Source organism: Gordonia sp. SMJS1, from assembly GCF_029866425.1.
Taxonomy (GTDB): Bacteria; Actinomycetota; Actinomycetes; order Mycobacteriales; family Mycobacteriaceae; genus Gordonia; species Gordonia hongkongensis.
On record NZ_CP123381.1, the window covers coordinates 2,895,939 to 2,913,416 of the forward strand.

The 17,478-nt window shown below is 65.2% G+C and carries 19 protein-coding genes and 1 other annotated feature; of the genes, 13 read left to right on the top strand and 6 right to left on the bottom strand.

Annotation, left to right across the window (positions count from 1 at the left end):
• Position 1 precedes the first annotated feature (1 nt).
• Entirely contained in the window at positions 2-1,246 is a 1,245-nt protein-coding gene (locus tag QAD21_RS13270) for a lyase family protein (protein WP_016895385.1), read from the top strand.
• On the top strand, positions 1,243-2,442 hold the full coding sequence (pcaC, locus tag QAD21_RS13275) for a 4-carboxymuconolactone decarboxylase (protein WP_016895384.1): 1,200 nt from the start codon (positions 1,243-1,245) through the stop codon (positions 2,440-2,442). The genes QAD21_RS13270 and pcaC overlap by 4 nt, the downstream gene beginning before the upstream one ends.
• Positions 2,443-2,810: 368 nt before the next feature.
• Here the strand turns inward: pcaC and QAD21_RS13280 are convergent, their stop codons facing one another.
• Positions 2,811-3,587 (bottom strand): recombinase family protein, encoded by a 777-nt coding sequence (locus QAD21_RS13280; RefSeq protein WP_020171242.1) that lies wholly within the window; start codon positions 3,585-3,587, stop codon positions 2,811-2,813.
• A gap of 205 nt (positions 3,588-3,792) precedes the next feature.
• On the opposite strand from QAD21_RS13280, the gene QAD21_RS13285 reads away from it, so the two are divergent.
• The gene (locus QAD21_RS13285; RefSeq protein WP_083229418.1) at positions 3,793-4,752 is read left to right on the top strand and encodes a TIR domain-containing protein; all 960 of its coding nucleotides are present in this window, start codon (positions 3,793-3,795) and stop codon (positions 4,750-4,752) included.
• Positions 4,753-5,059: 307 nt separating this feature from the next.
• Here QAD21_RS13285 and QAD21_RS13290 read toward each other — a convergent pair whose 3' ends face one another.
• A complete protein-coding gene (locus QAD21_RS13290; RefSeq protein WP_055476444.1) occupies positions 5,060-6,304 on the bottom strand; it encodes an alpha-D-ribose 1-methylphosphonate 5-triphosphate diphosphatase in 1,245 nt (414 codons plus the stop codon).
• Between the two features lie 176 nt (positions 6,305-6,480).
• On the opposite strand from QAD21_RS13290, the gene phnC reads away from it, so the two are divergent.
• The 6 genes from phnC to QAD21_RS13320 all read left to right on the top strand — a co-directional run bounded on the left by phnC (position 6,481) and on the right by QAD21_RS13320 (position 11,669).
• Entirely contained in the window at positions 6,481-7,290 is an 810-nt protein-coding gene (gene phnC, locus QAD21_RS13295; protein WP_055476443.1) for a phosphonate ABC transporter ATP-binding protein, read from the top strand.
• Between the two features lie 56 nt (positions 7,291-7,346).
• Positions 7,347-8,255, top strand: a complete 909-nt coding sequence (gene phnD, locus QAD21_RS13300) for a phosphate/phosphite/phosphonate ABC transporter substrate-binding protein (RefSeq protein ID WP_055476442.1) — start codon at positions 7,347-7,349, stop codon at positions 8,253-8,255.
• Between the two features lie 56 nt (positions 8,256-8,311).
• A complete protein-coding gene (gene phnE / locus QAD21_RS13305) occupies positions 8,312-9,088 on the top strand; it encodes a phosphonate ABC transporter, permease protein PhnE (RefSeq protein WP_277244579.1) in 777 nt (258 codons plus the stop codon).
• Entirely contained in the window at positions 9,085-10,119 is a 1,035-nt protein-coding gene (locus QAD21_RS13310; RefSeq protein WP_055476440.1) for a phosphonate dehydrogenase, read from the top strand. Before phnE ends, QAD21_RS13310 begins: the two co-directional genes overlap by 4 nt.
• Complete coding sequence (locus QAD21_RS13315; protein ID WP_137809377.1) at positions 10,116-10,874, top strand: GntR family transcriptional regulator; 759 nt, start codon at positions 10,116-10,118, stop codon at positions 10,872-10,874. The genes QAD21_RS13310 and QAD21_RS13315 overlap by 4 nt, the downstream gene beginning before the upstream one ends.
• Positions 10,875-11,108: 234 nt before the next feature.
• On the top strand, positions 11,109-11,669 hold the full coding sequence (locus QAD21_RS13320; RefSeq protein ID WP_171011585.1) for a hypothetical protein: 561 nt from the start codon (positions 11,109-11,111) through the stop codon (positions 11,667-11,669).
• 67 nt (positions 11,670-11,736) lie between these two features.
• Here the strand turns inward: QAD21_RS13320 and QAD21_RS13325 are convergent, their stop codons facing one another.
• Together QAD21_RS13325 and QAD21_RS13330 are read right to left on the bottom strand one after the other, a co-directional pair.
• The gene (locus QAD21_RS13325) at positions 11,737-12,171 is read right to left on the bottom strand and encodes an ATP-binding protein (RefSeq protein WP_055476438.1); all 435 of its coding nucleotides are present in this window, start codon (positions 12,169-12,171) and stop codon (positions 11,737-11,739) included.
• 10 nt (positions 12,172-12,181) lie between these two features.
• A complete protein-coding gene (locus QAD21_RS13330) occupies positions 12,182-12,613 on the bottom strand; it encodes an STAS domain-containing protein (RefSeq protein WP_055476437.1) in 432 nt (143 codons plus the stop codon).
• 192 nt (positions 12,614-12,805) lie between these two features.
• Here QAD21_RS13330 and QAD21_RS13335 point away from each other — a divergent pair, with 192 nt between their 5' ends.
• The 4 genes from QAD21_RS13335 to QAD21_RS13350 all read left to right on the top strand — a co-directional run bounded on the left by QAD21_RS13335 (position 12,806) and on the right by QAD21_RS13350 (position 15,620).
• Positions 12,806-13,477, top strand: coding sequence for a hypothetical protein (locus QAD21_RS13335; protein WP_068971513.1), 672 nt, complete (start codon positions 12,806-12,808; stop codon positions 13,475-13,477).
• 190 nt (positions 13,478-13,667) lie between these two features.
• Positions 13,668-13,865 carry a hypothetical protein gene (locus QAD21_RS13340; protein ID WP_055476435.1) on the top strand — a complete coding sequence of 66 codons (198 nt, stop codon included), beginning with the start codon at positions 13,668-13,670 and terminating at the stop codon, positions 13,863-13,865.
• Entirely contained in the window at positions 13,850-14,200 is a 351-nt protein-coding gene (locus QAD21_RS13345; RefSeq protein ID WP_223258969.1) for a hypothetical protein, read from the top strand. Before QAD21_RS13340 ends, QAD21_RS13345 begins: the two co-directional genes overlap by 16 nt.
• 167 nt (positions 14,201-14,367) lie before the next feature.
• A protein-coding gene (locus QAD21_RS13350) for an IS3 family transposase (protein ID WP_137811086.1) occupies positions 14,368-15,620 on the top strand; the annotation gives its coding sequence in 2 pieces (ribosomal slippage) (positions 14,368-14,662 and positions 14,662-15,620; 1,254 coding nt in all).
• Positions 14,652-14,783 (top strand) — a sequence feature (AL1L pseudoknot). Its footprint overlaps the gene before it by 132 nt.
• A 52-nt stretch (positions 15,621-15,672) precedes the next feature.
• Here the strand turns inward: QAD21_RS13350 and QAD21_RS13355 are convergent.
• Positions 15,673-16,335, bottom strand: a complete 663-nt coding sequence (locus QAD21_RS13355; RefSeq protein ID WP_055477302.1) for a hypothetical protein — start codon at positions 16,333-16,335, stop codon at positions 15,673-15,675.
• On the bottom strand, positions 16,335-17,366 hold the full coding sequence (locus QAD21_RS13360; protein ID WP_189340051.1) for a reprolysin-like metallopeptidase: 1,032 nt from the start codon (positions 17,364-17,366) through the stop codon (positions 16,335-16,337). The genes QAD21_RS13355 and QAD21_RS13360 overlap by 1 nt, the downstream gene beginning before the upstream one ends.
• Positions 17,367-17,478 lie beyond the last annotated feature (112 nt).

Below are 17,478 nucleotides of genomic sequence, written 5' to 3' on the forward strand. Positions count from 1 at the left end.
CATGACCGACCTGTTCTGGCCCGGCGACGAGCGCGCCGGCGACCTGATGAGTGCTGAGGCGTTGCTCGCCGCCATGGTCAGGGTGGAGTCCGCGTGGCTGGACGCTCTCGTGGCCTCCGGGCTCGCGCCGTCCGCCGCCGCCACCGACCTCGCCCCGCTCGTCACCGTCGACGACCTGCCGCACATCGCGGCGGCAGCCGAGGGCAGCGGCAACCCCGTCGTCCCGCTCGTCGGCCTGCTCCGCTCGCGGGCGCCGCAGCCCGCCGCCACCTGGCTGCACCGCGGGCTCACCAGCCAGGACGTCCTCGATACCGCCCTCATGCTCGCGCTGCGCGATGCGCTCGATCGCCTGATCGACGAGCTGCGCGCCCAGGTGACCGCGCTCTCACGCCTCGCCGCGCAGCACGCCGACACGCCGATGGTCGGTCGCACCCTGACCCAGCACGCCGTCCCCACGACGTTCGGCGCCGTCGCCGCAGGCTGGCTCGACGGCCTGGTCGACGCCGCCGATCTGGTCCAGGACGCCCGCTCCCTCCTGCCGGTGCAGCTCGGCGGGGCGGTCGGCACTCTGTCGGCGGCCACCGAGCTGGCGAACCTGCGGGGGCACGAGGATCCCCAGGGGACCAGCGCCGACCTGGTCGCCAGCACCGCCGCGGCCCTGGGGCTACGGGAACTCCGCCCGTGGCACACCTCGCGGGCGACGGTCACCCGGACGTCCGACGCGCTGGTCTCGTGCACGGACGCCTGGGGACACGTCGCGACCGATGTCGCGACGCTGGCGCGGACCGAGATCGGCGAGCTGGCCGAGCCGACGGCCGAGGGCCGCGGTGGCTCGTCGACGATGCCGCACAAGAACAACCCGATTCTTTCCGTACTGGTGCGCCGCGCAGCCCTGGGAGCCCCCGCTCTGGCCGCGACGATGCACCTCGCCTCCGCCACCGCGGGCGACCAGCGCCCGGACGGCGCGTGGCACGTCGAGTGGTCGACCCTGCACATGCTCGGTCGACGCAGCGTCGTCGCCGCGTCCCAGACCACCGAGCTGCTGCAAGGTCTGCACGTGGACGCCGAGCGCATGCGCGCGACGCTCGACCGGTCGACCGACAGCGTGCTGGCCGAGCGCCGCACGATCGCCGGGCTGCTGGACAAGACCGCCGATTCCGACCCGACCACCTACCGCGGGTTCTCCGAGGACCTCATCGTGGGCGCCGTGGAGCGGGCCCAGACCTTCTTGGAGGAGAACGAGTGACCGTCCCTCGCATCACAGCCGTCCAGCTCGGCGGTTCACCCGCCATGCCCCTGCTCGTCCTCGGGCCCTCGTTGGGCACGTCGGCTCAGTCACTGTGGGCGCGCTGCGCCGCCGGCCTCACCGATCGCTTCGAGGTCCTCGCGTGGGACCTGCCCGGGCACGGATCCAATGTCGGTTCGGCCGAGCCGTTCACGATGGCCGAGCTGGCCGCCGGTGTCCTCGAGATGGTCGACGACGTGGTGGCCCAGCGCGACACGTTCGCCAGCACTTTCACCTACGCGGGCGACTCGGTGGGAGGCGCCGTCGGGCTGCAGCTGCTGCTGGACGCACCCGCGCGCATCGACTCCGCTGTCCTGCTGTCGACGGGCGCACGGATCGGCGAGCCGGATGCCTGGCGGACACGGGCCACGTCCGTGCGCGCGTCGGGCACCCCGTCGATGATCGAAGGGTCGGCCCAGCGTTGGTTCGCACCCGGATTCCTGGAGCGGGAGCCGGAGATCGGCGCAGCCCTGCTGCACGACCTGCGGGACGCCGACGACGAGGGCTATGCGCTGGTGTGCGAGGCGCTGGCGGGCTTCGACGTCCGTGACCGCCTCGGCGAGATCGAACCGCGAGTGCTGGCGGTGTCGGGTCTGCTCGACGTCCCCACTCCGCCGGCCGATCTCGCGGCTATCGCCTCCGGAGTCCGGAACGGGCGGCTCGTCGTCCTCGACGGCGTCGCGCACCTGCCCCCGGCCGAGCAACCGTCCGAGGTCGGCCAACTCATCCGCGATCACGCGAACGCGGGGCAGGCGGTTGCCGCTCCCACGACCGTCGCCGGGGTGCGCGACGCCGGCATGGCGGTGCGCCGGGCGGTCCTGGGCGACGCCCATGTCGACCGCGCGACCGCGGCGATCACCGATCTGACCGCCGACTTCCAGGATTTCATCACCCAGTACGCCTGGGGGTCGGTGTGGACGCGTCCGGGTCTTGACCGGCGCAGCCGCTCACTCATCACGCTGACCGCCCTGGTGGCCCGCGGCCATCACGAGGAGCTGGCCATGCACGTGCGGGCCGCGCGTACCAATGGGCTGACCAACGACGAGATCAAAGAGTTGCTGCTCCAGACGGCGATCTACTGCGGCGTGCCCGATGCCAACGCGGCCTACCGCATCGCCCAGCGCGTGCTCGACGAGCTGGACCACCCCGCTTACTAGGAGACTGCTGCACAATCCTCGTGGCAGGAGCCCGGTGTGGTGGCTGGCGTGAAATCCTGTGGCTATGCAGGGTTGTGATTGTGACTTTCGCGGGTAAGTGGCGGTGGCGGTGGTCTACGGACGTTTCGCGGCGGTCTCACTGGCGAGTGGTGGTCACCCGGGCGCGCACTAGGTCGCGCCGAACGAGACGGTGGAGCTCATTCCAACCGGAACTCACTGACGCGTGCTCGAACCCTCGTCGTCCATGCCGTAGCGGGGATCTCCGAACGCGGCATCTCGACGCAAGGGCTACGACTTCGGTGTCATGTAAGGGTGTCGCACCAGCTTCGTCGCGCAGTGGGCGGGCTAACGCGACGTGTCGGCGGCGCCTACTTCCTTACTCGCTGGAGTGCGCGGTAGAGCGTGGATCGACCCACCCCGAGATCCCGGGCGATAGCTGACGGCCCCTCCCCCGCCTCGATACGGGCAAGGGCCTTGTCGATCTGCTCCTCAGTCAGGACGCGTTTGCGTCCCTTGTACTTGCCCTTCGCCTTGGCGATGGCGATACCCTCGGCCTGGCGTTCGCGAATGATGGCCCGCTCGAACTCTGCGAACGCCCCGAGCAGCGAGAGCATCAGGTCGGCTCGAGGATCCTGGGCACCGGCAGCGTAGGTGGCCCGCTCGTGGACGAACCGCACACTCGCACCCTTCGCGGTGACCTCGCCGACGATCTGCTTGAGATCAACCAGGGAACGAGCGAGTCGGTCCATCGACGCGACAACCAGCTCATCACCGTCCCGCAGATACCTGATGCACTCTTCGAGCTTTACGCGATCAGCGCGCGAGCGTGCCGACTGTTTCTCGATATAGACCCGGTCGCACTCCCCCACCGCCTCGAGCTGACGCGCCTCGTTCTGATCCGCGGCTGACACCCGCACGTACGCCACCCGCTGCCCACGCGCATGCGAAGATCGGCGAGCCGGCTTCGGATCTGGCTTCGGCTTTGGCGTTACCTCGATGACGTTCTCCGAGTCCGTCGACTCCACCCGAAAGTTCCAACCCAACTCATCCCGACGACGGAACCGAGTCCGCACCTTCCCGCGGCTGACGATGAGCACCTCCTCGCCACCCGAACGATTCAGCAACGTCCCGATCCGATCAGCCATGAGGGGACCCTTTCGCCCGGAATCTGTATCAATAGATCCTAGACCCCCCGGGAGAACGTTTCATAAGTATCAAACTAGACCCTGTGACACAGCAGCGACTGCCGGCGGCGCATCGTCCCGCACGGGTGTACCCCACCAGGACGTTGCCCGTTCACGGCCGGATCACCTGCCTGCCTCACCCCTCCCACTGCGGTAACATCGCTCGATGCCTTCCGCGACATTTAAACGCGCCGATTCCCGCTACTTCGCTTCCAGCCTAAGCGAGGGCACAACCCATTCTGGAATTGACACGTTCGAGGGGCCACTTGGCATTACAACCGAGGGAAATAAAGGAGAACGAAGCAACAAGATAGTGCAGCACATCTTTAACGGTCCGAACACTGATCTACTCCTTATTGAGCTTCTAAACTTCCTATACGTAGAAAACAGCTACGCTGACACATCCGACAGCAATCCTTCATACGCCAACTTGCGCAAGCGCGTACTGGACCCTCGAGGCATATCGCTCACCGAGAGCGGGTACACCCTGCCAGATGGTCGGGACGTTGACGACCTTCGTGCATCCAACGGCGCCCTTGAAAATGAGCGCTCCGCAGTCTCTAAGCCGGTTACAGCCATACAGTCCCCTGACACGCCAATTGAGAATAGAGATCCCGCCAAGATATTTATAGTTCACGGCCGAGACGCACGTCCGCTTGTTGCCCTTAGAACATATCTATTGTTTCTGGGGCTTCATGACATCTCGTGGTCAGAGGCAGTAAAACTGACCGGGGAACCCCAACCGCACACTTACGATATTGTCCGTGCCGGAATGCTGCATGCCTCAGCCACGATCGTAATTTTCTCCCCAGACGACCTCGCCCGAGTTAAGGACGAATTCTCCGAGACCGGAGATCCGGATCGAACCCCTCAAGGTCAAGCTCGACCGAACGTACTTCTGGAAGCTGGAATGTCATTCGCCATGGCCCCCGAGCGCACGATATTTGTCAAGAGCGGGCCGTCCAGGGAAATTTCAGATATCGCCGGGTTCAACTGGATCAAGCTCGACGGAAAGTGGGACAGTCGGCTCGATCTCAAGTATCGACTAGAAACCGCTGGCGCTTCCGTTAGGGCAGGAACATATGACCTTCAAGACCCGCTAGCTGGACCCTTCATGGTCCAGTAGTCCACTTCCGCCGATAATGTCATATTCCGTCATGCTTGCTGGTCAGTGGGCGACCGATTGCCGCTGACAGCGCGGACTGCGTGTGCGGTCATTTTCGGTGTGACGTCCGAGGAAGGTTCGCTCCCCTCGACGCCGTGGTCAGTCGAGAGTCCGGTCAAGCCCCGTGTGGTGGTGTAACTCGTTTCTGATCCTTCGCTTGCGGTCAGGCGGGGAGTTGCATCAGGTCATCGGTGCTCACCTCCGTCGGACTGGTGTGAGACAGCCGAAGCGGTGACAGTCCTCGTGGCCTACTGCCGCTGAATCCGAGCTACTCGCGGGCAGCGGTATGCGACTGAGTCGAAATGACGTGGGCGACGGGCCACGTCTTGCTGAGGTCGGTCAGGACCAGGTCGGCTCGGAAGCCTTCGGTCAGCACGCCACGGTCGTTGAGACCGACACAGGCGGCCGGGCCTGAGGTGATCAGCCGCACGGCGTGCGGGAGTGAGAGGACACCGTCGCGCACAAGTCGCACTGCGGCTGGGAGCATCGAGGAGGGAAGGTAGTCGCTGGCCAGGGAGTCGGCCACACCGGCGACGACGAGCTCGGCTGCCGAGACGTTCCCGGTGTGGGAGCCGCCACGGACGACGTTCGGGGCGCCAGCAACGACGAGCATGCCTCGGTCGCGGGCGGCACGGGCGGCGTCCAGGGTCGTTGGGAACTCCGCCACGGTGCAGCCGCGGTCGGCGGCAGCCGCGACGTCTTCCGGGGTGGCCAGGTCGTGGCCGAAGAGCCGGATGTGTCCGGTCCGGGCCAGGTCGCCCAGCCACGTGAGGGTGCGGTCGCGCACGGCGAGACGTTCGGCGCGGGTGCAACGCCACCGGTCGACGTGGTCGACCGCAGCAGCCTCGGCCATGCCCTCGTTGGTGATCAGCCACCGCTGCATGGTCGTGGGGTCGGCGAACTGCCCCTGCCCCGGTGTGTGGTCCTCGTGAGAGACGATCGGTACCCGTGCGTGTGGGGGATCATTCGGTGTGGTGATGCTCCGACGCGTTTCAGAATCCGCGGAGTCGTCGAATGCGGCCAGCTCCGTTGCGAGCAGCGTCCGGCCGTACTCGCAGCGGGCGTCCAACCGGTGCAAGACTTGGTGGTCGACCTGGGTGTCGTCAGCGTGACGCAGCGAATCGGACAATTCTGCCGCAGCGGGGGAACCGATCGTCGTTCCCACGATGGAGCGCTCCTGGAACGCAAGGCCATGGAAGGCGGTCGTGATACCTGCCGCGCGTAGACGGCCGCCCGCCGACATCAGTGCGAAGGCAGGGTCTAGGACGACGCCCGGTCGCGGCCGGGTCTCCCGCGCGAGGATGTCGGTGTGGACATCGACCAGGCCCGGCAGCAAGTGGGCGCCGTGGGCGTCCAGGGTGCAGCCGGCACCCGGCGGGTGTGGGCCCACCTCGGCGATCCGACCCTCGCGCACCACCACTCTTGCGTTATCCACCACCCGATGGGGCAGCACCGCTGTGACGTGGCCGATCACAAAATCTGTCGGCGTCCAACACGAGTTCCCAAAGGTCATGACGACACATTCTGACAGGGCCCTATGGCCGTCGCATGAACGCGGAAGCCATCGGCCGTTCACCGGCATCGGATGGTCGGACGGGGTTCACTCACCGTTCTCTCAACCCTAATCGCCCGTTCGTAAGTCCTCTATAGGTTTCGGGGTGTTCGACCAAGTCCTATAGAGGGGTTTCCATGATCGAGCTCGTCGAGGTGAGCAAGACCTACAAGGGGGGCGTGCAGGCGCTGCGCCGAACCGACCTGACGATCGAGGCCGGGCAGGTGACCGTGCTGCTCGGTCCTTCGGGAGCCGGCAAGTCGACGCTGCTGCGGTGCATAAATTTGCTCGTGCAGCCCACCACCGGGACTGTGCGTGCCGCCGGTCTCCCGGCACTGGACTCGCGCCGTGCATTACGACGGCATCGCCGGCGCACTGGCATGGTTTTCCAGCACCACCATTTGGTCCCGCGGTACACCGCGCTGCGCAACGTGCTGCTCGGCCGAGTCGGCTACCACAGTTTCTGGCACGGTCTCCTGCCCGCTGGTCGCGCCGACGAGCGCATCGCCCTCGAGGCGCTCGACCAGGTGGGTCTGCTCGACAACGCGCTCACCCGGGTCGACAATCTCAGCGGCGGCATGCAGCAGCGCGTCGGCATCGCCCGCGCACTCGCCCAACAGCCGCAGCTGATCCTCGCCGACGAACCGGTTGCCAGCCTCGACCCGGCCACCGCAGGCCGAGTGATGGCGCTGTTGCGCCGTGTCTGTCACGACAACGGCATCACACTCGTCGCCAGCCTCCACCAGGTCGACCTGGCCCTTGAGCACGCCGACCGCATCGTCGGCCTCGCACACGGCGAGATCGTGCATGACAGCCCCGCGTCCGATGTCACCGATGACGCCATCCGACTCATCTACGAAGGCGTCACTGAGGAACCCAACGGGGAATCCGACGGCGACGCCGTCACCAGTACTGTCACCGGCCACCTCGCTGCTGGTGTCCGCTGACCGGAAGCTGTTCGCATCACCCGAATCACATTCACCAGATCCTGGAGTTCTTCACAATGACCAGACCAGCCCGTTCCACAGTTGCCGCCCTGGCGGCGCTGATCTCTTTCGCGCTTGTTCTCACCGGCTGCGGCTCCGGCTCCACCTCCGAGCCTGCCGCCGGCGAGGTGCCTGAGACCCTCCGCGTGGCCCTGCTGCCCGACGAGAACGCGTCTCAAGTGATCCAGGACAACGAACCGCTCAAGGAATACCTAGAGGACGAGTTGGGCGTCGAGGTCGAACTCATCGTCACCACCGACTACTCCTCGATGATCGAGGCGATGACCCGCGGCCGGTTGGACCTGGCCTACTTCGGGCCATTGTCCTACGTGCTCGCCCAGGAGCAGGCCGACATCGAGCCCTTCGCCGCGCTGCAGGAGGAAGAAGGCGCTGCCCCCACCTACCAAGGGGTGTTTCTCGCCAATGCCGACTCCGGCATCACCACACTCGACGACGTCGCTGGCAAGACCGTCGCGTGGGGAGACCCGGCCAGCACCTCCAGCCACCTGATACCCAAGGCCATGCTCGCCGAGGAAGCGGACCTGCGCGTCGACGACGGCGACTACGAAGAACAGCACGTCGGCGCCCACGACGCGGTGGCGCTGGCAGTGCAGAACGGCAACGCCGACGCGGGCGGCATGAGCCTGCCCATCTACGAGCGCATGGTCCGAGACGGGACCATTGACCCTGAGGTGGTCGTGACCGTCCAGGAGTCCGAGCCCTACTACAACTACCCGTGGACTATGCAGACGAATCTGCCCGAGGACTTCAAGGACAAGGTGCGGGCGGCGTTTTTAGAACTCGACGACGACGCCGTGCTCGAGGCGTTCGAGGCCGCCGGTTTCGGACCTGTGACCGATAAAGACTACGACGCGGTGCGCGACCTCGCGCCCCTGCTGGACATCGACCTGGCGGACTACCAGTGACCGCCGACACTTTGCCGGACCCCGTCGAGGAACGGCGGGAAGAACAGTACCGGGACATCTCCCGTCGGGTGTGGATTGGCTGGGGGCGCAACAGCGCCGCCATGGGCGTCGTCGGCGTCCTGGTGCTGGTGTGCGTCTGGGCGGTGGGACTACTCGACGGCGAACGGATGATCACCGGGCTGGCCGACATCGCCGACCTCCTGGGCGACATGTGGCCCCCGGACTTCACCCACATCAACCGGTGGTGGGGCCCACTGTGGGATTCGATGTCGATGAGTATCGCGGCCACCGCACTGGCGGTCCTGCTGTCGGTCCCACTCGCGCTGCTCGGGGCCCGTAACACCTCCCCGCACCCCACCGTCTACGCGGTCGCGCGCCTGGTCCTCAACACCCTGCGATCGGTGCCCGAGCTGATCATGGCGATCGTGTTCGTCGCCGCCGTCGGCTTCGGCGCCCTTCCCGGCGCACTGGCGCTGGGTATCCACTCCGCCGGCATGGTCGGAAAGTTCTTCGCCGACTCGATCGAACGCGCCGATCAAGCATCCGTCGAGGTCGCCCGCGCCGCCGGAGCCACCCGGGCACAAGTGATCCTGCACGGCATCCTGCCGCAGGTGCTGCCCCAAATGGCCGACGTCACCGTCTACCGGTGGGAGCTCAACTTCCGCGCCTCGGTAGTCGTCGGCGTCGTCGGCGCCGGCGGCATCGGATTCGAGCTGATCGCCGCCCTCCGCACCCTCCAGTACCAGGAAGTCTCCGCAATCCTGCTCGTCATCCTCGCCACCGTCACCGTGGTCGACGCCCTCGGCGGAGCATTACGAAGAAGGTTCCAATGACAAACGCGTCCGCGCGCCCGGTGGTCGTTCTCACCCACCGGGTGCATCCCCAGATCCTCGACATGCTCGGCCGCGAGTGCGACGTGGTGCCGAACCAGCAAGACGACAGCCTCCCGGCATCCGAACTGAAACGCCGAGTGGCACACGCCGACGGGCTGATGGCGTTCATGCCCGACCAGATCACCGCGCAGTTCCTCGACGGTTGCCCGCGACTGCAGGTGGTCGCCGGCGCACTCAAGGGCTACGACAACATCGACGTTCGCGCCTGCACCGAGCGCGGCATCTGGCTCACCCGAGTCGAGGACTTACTCACCGAACCCACCGCGGAATTGGCAGTCGGGCTGCTGATCGGCCTCGCTCGACACGTCGCGACCGGTGACCGCACCGTGCGAGCCGGTTTCCGCGGCTGGCGGCCGGTGCTCTACGGACGCACACTCGTCGGCTCCACGATTGGCATCGTGGGCGCCGGCGTACTCGGCCGGGCCGTGGCGCAAATGCTCTCCGGATTCAATCCCCGACTTCTCTACCACGACCCCGATCCGGTGCCGTCCGCAACCGCGGCGTCGATCGGTATGGAACGGGTGGAACTCGCCGAGCTTCTGCAGCACAGCGACTCCGTGGTGGTCTGCGCCCCCCTGACGGCGGACACACTGCACCTGCTCGACCACGAGGCGATGACATCGATGCGACCCGGAGCGCTGCTGGTCAACGTCGGACGAGGCTCAGTGGTGAACGAAGGCGCAGTGGCCGAGCTCCTGCGCAGCGGACACCTCGGCGGATATGCCGCAGACGTGTTCGAGTTCGAGGACCTCTCCCGACCCGACCGCCCCAGCGGCCTGCACCCGGACCTGATGGAACTGACGAGCCATACCCTCTTCACCCCGCACCTCGGATCTGCGGTCGCGACGGCACGCTTGGCGATCGAGGAACACGCGGCGAGATCCATCCTGCAATCACTCGCAGGCAAAATGCCCGACGGAGCCGTCAACGACCCGCGGAAACCGTCGACCTCCTCCGTTCCCGCAGTATGATCACGCCCATCAGCGACGCCGCACCCACCAAAACCAGTCCTCGGGTACCGGTGTACCTTTCCGCCGCCGACGCGCTCGCCGAGACAATTGCCAACCAGCCCGTCGGCACTCGGCTCCCCTCAGAAGACGAACTAGCCCGCATCCTGGGCGTCAGCCGGCTCACCGCCCGAGCAGTACTGACCGAGCTGGAGAGGCGCTACCTGGTGCGCCGCCGACAGGGCAGCGGCACCTTCGTGTCCCAACGCATCGACTACACCATCAGTCGACACATCCCACCGTCCTGGAGCGCAAGCGTCCGCAAAGCCGGATTCACCCCAGACGTTCGCACCACCGGATGGCGACTCGAGACCCCCCCAACCGAGATCCGTGGCCGCATGAAAGTCGGAGCACGCAGACAACTGCTCGCACTCTCCCGGAACCGATACATCAACCACGAGCTCGTCGGCTACGCAGACACCTACCTCGACCCCCAACTCGTCCCCGACCTACCCCAGATCCTCGGCCCAGCCGACTCATTGCACGACACCCTGGCCACCCACTACAAACTGGAACCCGAGCGCGGATGGTTCGGCGTCTCCATCGACCCCGCGCCACCCCACGTCGCCGAGCACCTCGAACTGAGCGGCCGCCCACCGGTCATCTCTATCCGGTCCCGCACCGATGCCGCCGCACGCAACCACCGCCCCGTGGAACTCACGATCTCCTGGCTTCGAGCCGACGTGTTCCGAGTCGAGGTCGACTTCGACACCACCTAATCAGGACGACAAACCCATCGCCCGCCCCGAATAGCCGCCAGGTCCTCAGCGCGGAGCAGGACGACCTCACCGTCGCGCCACACCCGCGGAATTATCGCAGGTAAACGGCAGTAACCGCAGCTACTGATACTTCCGTCATGTTAACGCCGATAATGTTGCGTTATGTCAGGTACTCCTGACGCGACCCGACTCTTGTGTCTGGTTATCCTGACACAGCGGGTCTACCCTATCGGCATGGGCTGGGTACACGAGAGCGCCACGCACTTGCACGAGGCGGCGTTGGTGCCGTTCTTCGAGGACGGGGCCGAGAGCCACGGGTCGACCATGGTCGACGGCGTTGACTACGAGATCGTCGGGACCGGCCGGCACCCGGACGAGGATCGTCGGCGGCCGTCGGCCGAGATCGTCGGCTGGCTGTTGTCCTGCAATTGCGCCCGGCGAACCAGCTCTGATGTGTCGACCTGGACCGATCCCGTCCAGTGGACGCGGGTGCCCTCAGCGTCCCTCGAGGACCTGGCCCGCCACCAGGTGTTCGCCCCCGACATCGACCTCGACGTCAACGTGCGGCCCGATGTCGCGGCGGCCGCCCAAGCATTGTGGCGGCGTGAGCATCTCGATTCGATCGACATCGACGACGAGATCCGGGCGGCCGTGGAGGCCCGCAGGGACGCCGACGCACTGCTCGACGCCGCGGTGGCCAAGGCCCGCCGGCTGGGTCGCTCGTGGGCCGACATCGGCGCGGCGACCGGCATGACCCGACAATCAGCCAACGAGCGCTGGAAAGACCGCACGTGAGTGCTGCCGGGCGAGTATCGTCTAATTCGATTCTGCCGCAGGTAGTTTCGAAATCTGATACTAGATATCATGTCGTCAGGACGGGCGTCGGCTGCCAGCACATGGTGACGGTGGTGCCGTCGGGTCCGGTGGTAAGCGCATGGGTGTCGCTGAGCGCAGTGATGAGTGCGAGTCCGCGGCCGCGGAAGCGCTGTGCGGGGCTGAGGTCCCAGGTGCCGGTGTCGGTGACAGTGATTTCGAGGGTGCCGCTGGGGCGGCGGCGGCTGCGCACGGTGACCGCGCCTGGCTCTCGAGCGTCTTTGTAGGCGTGTTCGGTGGCGTTGGCAATCGCTTCGTAGACGGCCAAGACGATGTCGGCGCGGCGTTCGGTGTCGGCCTCGACGGTTGCTGTCACCCACACGGTGAACAGTTCGCGCAGTCTGTGGGCGGCCTCGGCGGTGGCCTCGACCGATCGTTCGAAGTCACCGGTGGAGTCGCCATCGAGGTGCTGTGATGAGTCCACGCCGTCGTGTTTACCCAGTCGGGCTGCCGCTCATTCCGGTGGGTCTGGTCATGGCGGTGACGGCGTGGGCGAGGGTGGGGTAGAGGACGATTGTCTGGTCCAGGCCCATGAGCGTCAGCGGCCGCGACGTTGCGGGTGCGGCGGCCACGACTCCGAACAGTCCGGTCGGTGCGATCGCCTCGTGGGCGGCGACGAGTGCGGCCATGCCGGCCGAGGCCAGGAAGTCGGTGGTGGTCAGATCGATGATCAGGCCTCGTGGTTGTCCGTGCAGCGCGTTCGTCACCTCCTCGGACAGTTGTGGTGCGGTGAGAACGTCGATGCTGCCTTGGACGGTCAGGATCACCAGTTCTTCGTGCTGCGCGGAGACGATGGTCATCAATGCCCGGCCGGCGGTGTCTCCGCTGTCGTCAACGAACACGGCATCGGGGTTGTCTGGCTGCACGGTGACTCTCACTTTCACGGAAGGGGGTCACACGACTTGCTGAGTGACCCGGTCCCGACCGACTACATGATCACGGCTATCTCAACGCCATCCAAACCTAGTCCGCCGCCACCGACGGCGCGCGAAGGGTGAAGTGACCTTATGTCACACATCGTTCGCGTACCTCCGGTTATCTGCCGGTAGCGTGAAGGAATGCCGATCGCGTTGACTACCTTGTTTCCCGACGGTTCTGTTCCCGATCGCGAATGGGTCTTGGGCCAGTCAATTCGGTTCGATCCGGCTGCGGTGCGCGCACGCTTGCCGGATGCTGCGATGTGGCCTGACGAGCTCGACAGTGTGTCGGCGGGCAGTGGTCGCTATCGAGTGGTTTCGCGCCGCGATGTCTTTGAGGTCGCAGCCCGAGCGGTGCAGGACGGGTCGCCGATCGTAGCGGCGCAACTGCACGTGGCGTGTGTGGTGTGGGGTACGAGTCCGGGCCTGACGATGGTGCGGGCGCTGCGTCCCCTCAGCCAGCCCGACGCCGCGGAGAAGCTCGCCAAGGCTCTGGCTGTCGTGCGGACCGAGGGGCCGGTCAGCGCCTACAAAGCCCTCAGCGGGCGCAACCGGTTGAAAATCACCGGACTGGCGGCGGGCTTCTTCACCAAGTTCCTCTACTTCGGCGGGTACGACGCCAATGCGTTGACAGGCCGCCCACTGATCTATGACAGCAGGGTTGTAGACAGTCTGCGTCGAGTGACCACCGAAGAGTGGGAGATCGACGGCCCGGCTGACATGTACGGCCGTTACCTTGATTTGGCTGCGGACTGGGCCCACGACTTCGACACCACCCCGGATGTGATCGAACGAGCACTGTTCGGCCGCTGACAGCCCTCACCGCACTCCTTTTACATGAGCAATCCGCCCCGGGGGGTCTGGTCAGGTCTGGAAGCAACCGGCGATCGCTGGCCCGGTGAGCTGGCATCGGTTCCGGGCAGATCATTGCCCGAGACATGGTCGTTCGCTACGTTCGCGAGAGGGATCGACACCAGACTGTGCCGTTGTTGGGAGGATCATCGTGGCTGATCACGACGTGCGATTCAGCGCCAGTAGGGTGCGCGTTGCTGGCATCGACTTCGAGTTCGATGTCGCGATCGACGGGAGAACTCTCGGCACCCTTTACGTTTCTGAGGGCAATCTGCAGTGGCGACCCAAGCACGGGCAGAAGCGTATTCCGATCTCGTGGAAGGAATTCGCTGAATGGGCCGAATCGTAGCCCGCAGGAGAACCCCACGGGTCGCCGGCACCGGCAATGCGGACGGCCGACGAGTGCAGTTATGCCTGCTTCAGCCGTGGCGGCAAGCCGTAAATAGCTTCTTCCCTGGCGACGACGACGACCCGGATGTTGACGATCTCGTCTGGCTGACCCCACGAACGTATGCTGCCGGCGACATCATGGTGTACCTGGTCGACGCCCCCAGCCCAGCGATCATCAAGATCGACACCCTGTCCCGCGGCTCCGAGGACGATGGCCTGAACGCCGAACCCGACTTAGAGTGGGGCCCCTTCGACCAGGGATTGTCGCTGCGGGCGACCGCGAGAAGTGCCTGAGACAGTGAGCGGGCGCCCGTCGTCAACTCGCCCTGGTCGTGCATGAGCGTTTGATCGAAAGGGTCAACGACCTGTGGTACGGCCATAACCGACCGGGCCGCACGCCAGGTTCTACTGAACCGTCCTGGGTCTGGTGGAGACCGTGATCTCACCAGGAGAATGCCGGTATGGGTGCACTGAGGAAGTTTGATCCAGAGACGCGTGAGCGGGCTGTGAGGATGTATCACGACCACCTCGCCGAGCATGGCGGCGGAAAGCTCGCCGCCCGGAAACACGTGGGCGCATTGCTCGATATCAACCAGGCGACGTTGCGGAACTGGATCGAGAAGGACCGGCCGATCGTGACTGCGCGGGGAACGATGACGGTGGGCGAGCAGGACGCCGAGTTGGCGGCGCTTCGCAAGGAGAACGCTGAATTGCGAAGGGCCAATGAGATTTTGAAGACAGCGTCGGCGTTTTTCGCCGCGGCGGAGGTCGACCGCCGACTGCGGTGATCGTTGATTACATCGACGCTCACAAGGGTCGGTTCGGGGTCGCCCCGATCTGCCGAGTGCTCACTGAGCACGGCGTGCAGATCGCCCCGTCCACCTACTACGCCCGCACGCAAGCGGGTCCGGTCTCGGTGACACGATTGGCCGAGGCGTACGACGCTCACGCGGTCTACCAGGCGTTTCATCGCAATCGTGGCGTGTACGGCGTCCGCAAAATCTGGCACACGATGCGCCGCGAGGGCCGTGAGATGGGCCGTGATCAGGTGGGCCGACTGATGGGGATCTGCGGGATCGCCGGAGTCACCCGCGGAAAACATCGCACGATCACGACCCAGCGCGATGATCGCGCGCCGCGGCATCCTGATCTGGTGGAGCGCAAGTGGTCATTGCCGGCCAGGCCAGATCAGTGGTGGGTGGCTGATTTCACCTACTGCTGGACCCTGGCAGGGTTCGTTTACACCGCGTTTCTCGTCGATGTGTACTCGCGTCGAATCCTCGGGTGGCGGGTGATGACGAGCAAGTCGACACCGTTGGTGACCAGCGTTCTCGAACAGGCCTTGTTCACCCGACGTAGAACCGACTTCTCGTTCACTGCAACAGGTTTGATTCATCACAGCGATGCCGGAAGTCAGTACACAGCGCTGGCGTTCACCGAAGCATTACGCGACTCCGGCTTGGCCGGATCGATCGGGTCGGTCGGCGATGCACTCGACAATGCGTTGATGGAATCAGCCATCGGGTTGTACAAGACCGAACTGATCGAGCGCCAGCGATCGTGGACCGGGCGCGCAGAAGTCGAGCGCGAGACCGCCGCCTGGGTGCACTGGTACAACACCGAGCGGCTGCACTCATCGATCGGCTACTGCCCGCCCATTGAGTACGAGAGGCGCTACCGTGAGACAGCCACCTCCGAGATGGCGGTGGCCTAAACGAGGTCTCCATCCGATCCAGGACGGTTCATACACCCTGACCACCGGATGATTAACCGGTTGGCGCCGGTGAGGGTGGTGGCGGGTTGCGGTCGCCGGGTTGGGGTATCGGAAAGGTCATCGACGGGCTCGGTGGGGCCGGTGGTGCGAGCCGGTTTTGGGGGTTGGCGCGCAACGCGGCCTCAGCTGCGGCTAGGGGCGCGGAGGCTCTGTCGCGGGCTTGTTGTTCAGTCACAGGCTTGCGGCCGTCGACAGGGACGAGGGTGTACCACTTCTCTGACTCGAGGTAGCGGGTGGCGAACAGGTACCACTGGCCGACCTTGAGAGGTCTGTCGCCGTTGACGGAAATGTAGACACCGTCTTTGACTCCGCCTTGCTGGTTGACTACCACGCTCTCGGGGACTTCACCTTTGATCGCCGTTTTGGTGAGCACGCTGTACTGAGTTTCGGGGAGTGGCCCGAGTGCCTTGGTGCCGGCGGCTGATTCGACGCGGCCGGTGAAGACGTGCGTCGAGATCGCCATCAGGTTGCGTAGGTCAGAGGTGTCGGTGATCGAGTCCGCATGGGCGGTCGAGGTGGCCGTGGCCGATTCGAGGGGAGGGATGCCCTCATTGACGGTTTGTTCGCCGCACGCGGCCAGGGTGGCAGCGGCGAAGATGCCGACGATGCCGAGCGTGAGGGCCGCCGGTCGTGTTGCTCGGTGGTTGGTGGTCATCAGAATCCCCACTTGTTGTGGTAGAGGTCGCGGGTGAGCCCAGTGGGCGTGTAGGACGTTCCGCGGGCCCCGTCATTATCTGCCATCAGGTCGTTGGAGCAGGTGTGGAACAGTCCCAGTGCGTGCCCAATCTCGTGGGCGATCACCCCCGCTCTCCTCGCCGATGAGTAGCCCTGCACGTAGTGCATGTTGATCTGGATAGTGCTGGTCAGCGGCGCGTTGTAGCGCGTGTGCAGCCCAGACCAGCTCACATCGGATCGGTTTTCCGTCGAGATCGCCACATCGGCAACCTCGAACACACCTACCGGCGCGACCGTGATAGGACTGAGTTGGTTCCAGGAGTTCACCGCAGATTGCAGCTCGGCGCCGTAGAGGAAACCGCCGCCGGTGCTGTAGGCGAGGCGCTGCCCATCGACGTCGTTGTTGGGTAGGAAGTAGCCGCCGACGCCCGTGTCCTTGTAGAGCACAGTGCCGCCCTGGAAGTCTTGCGCCCAGACCGAGCAGGTGGTGGTGCGGGTGTCTTCAGTGGGAAACTTGAATCGCCCGTTCTCCCAGCCTGAATCGGCCCAGACGTCGCGGATTCCCAGCCACACGTTTTTAGCTCCGGTCGTGGCCGAGTAGTAGATCGACCCGGCCACCATGTGATTCGCGCGCCCGCCGTTGACGCCGAACTCGCGGGTGATCGGATAGCCCAGATACCCAGTCTCCCAACCTACTCGGCCCCACGCATCGCGAATAAGTCCACCGATCTGGTTGGCATGCCCGCCGGCCACGGCGGAGTGCCAGTAGATCGAGCTGTTCTTGACGAACTTCTGAAACTTGCCGCCGTTCTGGGTGTTTGACTCGGGGATGGTGGCGTTGCCGAAGAAGTTGTAACCACCGGCTTGTTCGTATTCCTCGTGGATCTTCCCGTAGATCCAGTAACCATGGAAGACGTCCGCGCGTACCGCGCCTGCGCCGATCCACATTAATGCGGCAATTACTAACGAGGCCAGGGCAATACCAAACCTACGCACCGTCACCACCTTCACTCGCCCCCCAAGACCAGCAAGTGGTGGACACGCTATCTGCAATGTGTGATCTACGTCAACGAAAATCGGGTACCGCAGATCACTTCGGCACTCCTGCCTCGCACCTACCTGC